At 64.4% G+C, this 6,115-nt stretch carries 6 protein-coding genes and 1 pseudogene; 1 reads left to right on the top strand and 6 read right to left on the bottom strand.

Annotated features, from left to right (window positions below):
• Positions 1–188: pseudogene (locus EOA38_RS25020) on the bottom strand (hypothetical protein); the annotation flags it as partial.
• Positions 189–272: 84 nt separating this feature from the next.
• On the opposite strand from EOA38_RS25020, the gene EOA38_RS25015 reads away from it, so the two are divergent.
• A complete protein-coding gene (locus EOA38_RS25015) occupies positions 273–1,313 on the top strand; it encodes an EscU/YscU/HrcU family type III secretion system export apparatus switch protein (RefSeq protein WP_126092900.1) in 1,041 nt (346 codons plus the stop codon).
• Positions 1,314–1,475: 162 nt separating this feature from the next.
• On the opposite strand, the gene EOA38_RS25010 is transcribed toward EOA38_RS25015, so the two are convergent.
• From EOA38_RS25010 to EOA38_RS24990, 5 genes are all read right to left on the bottom strand, one after another.
• Complete coding sequence (locus tag EOA38_RS25010) at positions 1,476–1,931, bottom strand: RpiB/LacA/LacB family sugar-phosphate isomerase (protein WP_126092899.1); 456 nt, start codon at positions 1,929–1,931, stop codon at positions 1,476–1,478.
• Between the two features lie 12 nt (positions 1,932–1,943).
• On the bottom strand, positions 1,944–2,711 hold the full coding sequence (locus tag EOA38_RS25005; protein WP_126092898.1) for a triose-phosphate isomerase: 768 nt from the start codon (positions 2,709–2,711) through the stop codon (positions 1,944–1,946).
• 7 nt (positions 2,712–2,718) lie between these two features.
• Positions 2,719–3,681, bottom strand: coding sequence for a sugar-binding transcriptional regulator (locus EOA38_RS25000; protein WP_126092897.1), 963 nt, complete (start codon positions 3,679–3,681; stop codon positions 2,719–2,721).
• A 42-nt stretch (positions 3,682–3,723) separates the two neighbouring features.
• Positions 3,724–4,656, bottom strand: coding sequence for a TIM barrel protein (locus EOA38_RS24995; RefSeq protein ID WP_126092896.1), 933 nt, complete (start codon positions 4,654–4,656; stop codon positions 3,724–3,726).
• A gap of 47 nt (positions 4,657–4,703) precedes the next feature.
• On the bottom strand, positions 4,704–6,115 hold a 1,412-nt coding region (locus EOA38_RS24990), incomplete at its 5' end, for a glycerol-3-phosphate dehydrogenase (protein WP_127300480.1).

Genomic DNA, 6,115 nt, shown 5'->3' with positions numbered 1-6,115 from the left:
CGCTGGTAGAGCGCGATCGCGGTGTCGCTGTCTCCGCGCGCATCGATATCGTCCGCAAGCTTGATCAAGCGTTCCGATTGCGAGGATGGGGCCTGCGCTTTCGCCTTGTCGGCATCGGTTTTGGTCGTCTGACAACCGGTCAATGCCAGCAGGACGACGACTGGCAAGAATACGACATGCTGCCGCATATCCACCTCTCCGTATTCAAGCCCGCCGCACCTTACACAGGTCGTCGGCCGGCTGGAACCACACCAGTGCGATAAGATTGCAACATGGCCGAAGAAGCTGAGGAAAAGAAACTACCGGCATCCGACAAGAAGCTTCGCGACGCCCGGCGGAAAGGTCAGGTTCCACAGAGCCGCGACCTGGTTTCCGGCTTCACTCTCTTTGCAGCCCTTGCCTATCTCTATTTCGCCTGGCCGATGCTCGTCGAACACGTTCTGGATCTCGTGCGGATCGTGACGACACCCAACGGCGGATTCGCGGAGGTCAGCCTGCGGGCCATCCACCATTGGCTCTCGACGGTGATGCTTATAACCCTGCCGCTGGTCGCGATCGTTGTGGTGCTCACTGCTATCTTCGGCATGCTGGGGACATTCGGCCCGGTCTTCTCGTTCGAGCCGCTCAAACCGCAATTCGATCATATCAATCCGGCGAAGGGCCTGCAGAAGATCCTGTCGCTCCGCAACGTCATCGAGTTCACCAAGGGCTTGGCCAAGGTGGTGTTGCTGGCGGGCCTCTTCGTATTCATCCTGATCGCATGGCTTCAGCCGCTCTTCGATGCGCCGGGCTGCGGTCCGTCATGCCTGGAGCCGGTTGTCCAAGCGGTGCTGACGCCATTTGGAATTGCCGCCGCCCTCGCCTTTGTCGCCATCGGCCTGATCGACATTCCCATTCAGCGCTGGTTGTTTCTGCGCGACATGCGCATGACGACCACCGAGTACAAGCGCGAACACAAGGATCTCGAAGGCGATCCGTTGATCAGGCATGAACAGCAGCGGCAGCGGCGCGAGGCGGTGATGCAGCCTGCAAGGCTCGGCGTAAAAAACGCGGTCATCGTCTTCGTGTCCGGCGACCTTGCAGTGGCGCTACGCTACATCAAGGGCGAAACACCCGTACCGACGATCGTTGGCAAGAGCCAGGACCGCGCCGCCAACGATATGGTCGCTCAGGCACGCCAGGCTGGCATTGCCGTGGTCGAAGACCCGGCTCTCGCCGAAGCACTTTTCGAGCGCACGAACACTGGAACCTACATCGGCCAGGAGATGTTCTCGCCCGTCGTTCGCCACCTCGTCCGGCTCGGGCTCACTTGAAAGTTGGATGCGATCAAGGCGCGGATGCCGAATCATCGCCCTCCCCCGCGTCCGCCGCTTCTTCTCCTCATGCCCGGCAAGCCGTTACGCGACTGCCGGATGCGGCAATGGCGATCGCTCCGGCACCACTGACGCGAGCCTGCCTGTGTTGAGGTTTCACAGCTAGCGAGCGTTGTACTTGGCGTCCACGTCGTCGATGGCGGCGACGTTGCCGGCCGACCGACCCTTCGGATCGAAACTTTCCTTCAGATAAGCGTCGGCGATGGCCTTCGCGAGTTCGGTGCCGACGACGCGCGCACCCATGGTAATGATCTGGGCGTTGTTGGAGAGTGCCGCCCGCTCGGCCGAGTAGGTGTCGTGGGTGAGAGCGGCGCGGATGCCCGGTACCTTGTTGGCCGAGATGCAGACGCCGATGCCTGTGCCGCAGATCAGGATGGCCCGGTCATACTTTCCCGCCAGCAGATCGCTGGCGACGCGGTCTGAAAGATTGGCGTAGAAGGGATCGGGACCGGCCTCCGTGCGCGACACCTCCGAAACCTCGTGCTTGTCTTTCAGGTAGTCGGCAAGAACCTTCGCCAGGCCTTCGCCGGCGCTGTCTCCAGCCACTGCAAGTCTCATGGTCAACTCCTTCTAGAGTGCTGCGGCGCATCTGCCGAGGATGTCGAGATAGCCCTCGACGGCCCATGCGGAGCGCCCGATGAAAAGCCCGTCGACATGCGGGCAGGCGATGAGTTCGGCGCAATTGCCGGGATTGACCGAGCCGCCATAGAGGCAGGGCACGCTGCGTTCGAGCACGTCCCCGGCGGCAGCGATGATCTCCGCCTGCCGGGCGTCGGCATAGTCCGAGGTCGCCGGTACGCCGTTTGCGCCGATCGCCCACACCGGCTCATAGGCGAGCAGGATCGGCGCGGTCTTCTGCTCGGCGGTAAGCTTCGACAACGCACTGCGCACCTGCCTGCCGAGCACCTCGCTGGCACGGCCCGCCTCGCGCTCCGCCAAGGTCTCGCCGATGCAGACAAGCGGAACGAGCGCGTGGCGCACCGCAGCTTCCGTCTTGAAGCCAACCGTCTCGTCCGTCTCGCCGAAATGCTCGCGCCGCTCGGAATGGCCGAGCTCGACGATATCGAGGTTGCAGTCCTTGAGCATGATCGGCGAGATTTCGCCGGTCCAGGCGCCTTCGTCGGCCCAATGCATGTTCTGCGCGCCGACCTTGACCGTGGTGTCGTTCAGCATCGCCTTGACCTCGCGCGCCGCCGTGAAGGGCGGGATCACGAAACGCTGGATGCGCGGATCGCCGCCGGGATCGGACGAAAGCCCGCTGGCGAAGGCGCGCGCCTCGGCCAGCGTCTTGTTCATCTTCCAACTGGTGCCGATCCAGACTTGCTTCGGCTGCGTCATGCCATGGTCATCCAGTTTCGCCGACCAGGGCCCGGGCCGTCGGCTCGTCGGTGATCAGACCCTTCAGCCGCGCGCTCTTCAGCACCGCGCGGATCGCCTCGATTTTTGTGGGGCCGCCGGCGATGGCGATGATCCGGCTGTCCGCCGGTCCGTCCAGATCGACGGCGAGCGTACGGGCGGTCAAGGTTGTTTCCAGCACCCGGCCGCGCGCATCGAAAAAGTGGCCGAGCATTTCGCCGACGCCGCCGACGGCGGTGATCTCGGCAATCTCGCGCGGCTCAATCATGCCGGTCGCCACCAGCTGGGCGCCGGCATCCGCCGTGCCGATGCCGACGAATTTCAGCGTCGCCCGGTTCGACATCTCGAAAATCTCGCGCACGCCGCGCTGCGCCAGGAGCACTTCGCGGTCTTCCGCGGAGTTGGCAAAGAAGGGCACCGGCATGACATAGGCCTGTGCGCCGGTCTTTTCGGTCAGTCGATGCATGACGTCGTGCGGGTTGGCGGCATAGTTGCGCGTCAGGCCGCCAAGCAGCGAGACGAAGCGCACGCCGGCGGCCTCGAAGCGCGGCATCTGATGCACCGCGGCGGCGAGCGTGCGGCCGTGGCCGATACCGATGACGCTGTCCTCGCCGCGCTCGATCTCGCGACGCAGGAAACTGGCGCCCGCGAGCCCAAGCGCCCGCAGCGGCAGGCCTTCCTCGCCCAGATCCGGCGCGACCTCGCAGAAGTCCAGCCCGAACCGATCGCAGAGCTGGTTCTCCAGCAGGGCGCATTCGACGATCTCGCCGTCGATCGAGACCTTCACCGCGCCGTCGGCCACAGCCCGGGCAATCAGGCGATGCGCCTTCACCGAGGGCAGCCCGAGTCGCTTCGCCACCTCGGCCTGGGTGAGCCCGCCGGCGTAGTGCAACCAGGCGGCGCGGATCGCGAGCGACCTTTCCGGGTCCAGTTGACCTGGGCGTTTCACCATCTGCAGTCCTTCATCGCGCGTTTGGGCGTCATCGTCGTCGGCTCAGATATTCAGGCTTTGCACGCCGGTGTCGATATGGGGCGCCCAGAAGGCTATGCTTTCGGCGATCTGCGGAATGACCTGCCGATCATCCGGTTCCCGTTCCTTGAAACTCAGCTCCAGGCAGATCTCGTTATCGACGGCGCCACCTTCGGCCAACGCCTTCAGCAGCTTCTCGGGATGGATGCGGCCCCTGGTGTTGAACTCGGCGGTGAAGGGGCGGTGTCCGCCCTTGTCCATAAGGCTTTGCTTGATGTGGATGATCGGCGATACCTTGGGGACCGCGCGGGCCCAGGCATAGGGATCGTAGTCGTCCGGATTGGCGCTGGTCACGTCGCCATGGTCGATGTCGGCCATCATCCACATCGGCACCGCCATTTCGGCCTTGGTCAGCCTGTCCTGCAGCTTCAGGCATTCGGCGATCGTCTGGCCGAACTCGCGCCCGATGCTCATCGGTTCCCAGAAAACGTACTGCAGGCCAGCCGCCTTGGCGTGCTCGGCCACCTCCGCCCAACAGTCGACGGCGATGCGGATCAGCTCCTCACGCCGGACCGGATCGTCATAGTCTCTGAAGGTGAAGATGGCGAACTGGGTGCCGACGCAAACACCGCCGAGGTCGGCGGTTATGTCGGCGAAGGTCTTGAACCAGTCGACATAGTATCGGCGCACGTCGCGGTCGGGATGACCGAAATGGTTGAGCCGGCCATAGGGACCGGTCATGCCGCTCAAGACCCGGACGCCGGTGCGCCGCAGGGCCGCCGTCATCCGCCGGGTCAGCCGCCGGACCACCGGCGCCGGCCAGCTCGGATTAATGAACTCGTGCGTGAGCTGCAGGTCGCGCAGCTGGAGGCCACGGGCGACGGTCTCGATCAGGTCGTCCGGCTCGGCAAAGCGGTTGACCAGCGGGTTGGTGTTCAGGGAAAGCGTCAGCGCCATGACGTGTCGGTCCCGAAGGTGATCCTGGGTCGAAGTCGCATCGGCATTCACGCTGCCTCGGCAAGGCGCTCGGCCTCGAACCATCTGGCGAAGGCGTGCCGTTCGGCCTCGGTGAGATGCAGGTAGTGCTTGGTGCGCCGAAGCAGGATGTCGTCCGGCGTGCGCGCCCATTCCTTGGCGACGAGATAGCGTACCTCCGCCTCGTAGAGCAGCCCGCCGTGATGGCGGCCAAGACCATCTATGCTTGCCGCATCCTTGACGACGTCCTTGGTGCGCGCGCCGTAGAGCCGTCCGTAGTGATGCACGAGATCGCGCGCCATCCACGGATAAGCCTCGCGCAGGCTGTTGGTGAAGGTCTCGTAGTCGGCATTGGGAATTTCGCCGCCGGGCAGCGGCGCATTCCTGGTCCAGTCCTCGCCCATCTGCGGGAAAATATGCTTCAGCCGGCGCATGCCGCGCTCGGCCAGTTCGCGGAAAGTGGTGATCTTGCCGCCGAAGACGTTGAGCAGTGGCACGCCGCCGGTTTCGTCGAGGTCGAAAACGTAATCGCGCGTCACGGCGGACGGGTTGCCCTTGCCGTCGTCGAACAGCGGCCGCACCCCGGAGAAGGAGTGCAGCACGTCCTGGCGCCGCAGCTTCTCCTTGAAGTAGCGGTTCACCGCCGCGAGCAGGTAGTCGATCTCGGACTCGTCGGCCTTCACATCCTCGGCGCGGCCGTCATAGGCGATGTCGGTGGTTCCGATCAGCGCCATGTCCCCTTCATAGGGGTTGATGAAGATAACGCGCCTGTCGTGATTCTGCACCAGATAGGCATTCGCACCCTGCCAGAACTTCGGCACGATGATGTGGCTGCCTTTGACGAGGCGCACGTTGCGCGACGAGTTCGATCCCGCGACACGGCCAATGACGTCTGAAACCCACGGGCCGGCGGCATTGACGACGCAGCGGGCGCGGAAAATGCGCGTTTGCCCCGTCATCGAATTTTTCGTCGTCACCGTCCAAGCGCCATCTTCGCGGCGGGCGGAAACGGCAGACGAGCGGGTGAGCACCTCGGCGCCGCGCTCGGCCGCGCCGACAGCGTTCAGCACCACGAGCCGCGCGTCGTCCACCCAGCAGTCGGAATACTCGAAGCCGTTCGTGTACCGGTCGAGCAACGGTGCTCCTTCCGGATCGCGTCTGAGGTCGAGCGTGCGCGTGCCCGGCAGCTTTTTCCGGCCGCCCAGGTGGTCGTAAAGAAACAGGCCGAGCCGCACCAGCCAGGCCGGCCGGTCCTGCGGACTGTGCGGCAGCACGAAGCGCATCGGCCAGATGATGTGGGGCGCGGCCTTGAGCAGCACCTCGCGCTCGATCAGCGCTTCGCGTACCAGCCGGAACTCGTAATATTCGAGATAGCGCAGGCCGCCATGCACCAGCTTGCCGGAGCGCGAGGAGGTGCCCTCGGCGAGGTCGTCTTTTTCGC

This window comes from Mesorhizobium sp. M1E.F.Ca.ET.041.01.1.1 (assembly GCF_003997355.1).
Lineage (GTDB): Bacteria > Pseudomonadota > Alphaproteobacteria > Rhizobiales > Rhizobiaceae > Mesorhizobium.
The sequence above is the reverse complement of the archived record's forward strand: the minus strand, read 5'-3'. Positions and strand labels throughout refer to the sequence as shown.

What these genes read in the sequence shown, in the direction of transcription:
- EOA38_RS25015 (WP_126092900.1), top strand. Translation starts at nt 273, where the DNA reads ATGGCCGAAGAAGCTGAGGAAAAGAAACTACCGGCATCCGACAAGAAG.
- EOA38_RS25010 (WP_126092899.1), bottom strand. Translation starts at nt 1,931, where the DNA reads ATGAGACTTGCAGTGGCTGGAGACAGCGCCGGCGAAGGCCTGGCGAAG.
- EOA38_RS25005 (WP_126092898.1), bottom strand. Translation starts at nt 2,711, where the DNA reads ATGACGCAGCCGAAGCAAGTCTGGATCGGCACCAGTTGGAAGATGAAC.
- EOA38_RS25000 (WP_126092897.1), bottom strand. Translation starts at nt 3,681, where the DNA reads ATGGTGAAACGCCCAGGTCAACTGGACCCGGAAAGGTCGCTCGCGATC.
- EOA38_RS24995 (WP_126092896.1), bottom strand. Translation starts at nt 4,656, where the DNA reads ATGGCGCTGACGCTTTCCCTGAACACCAACCCGCTGGTCAACCGCTTT.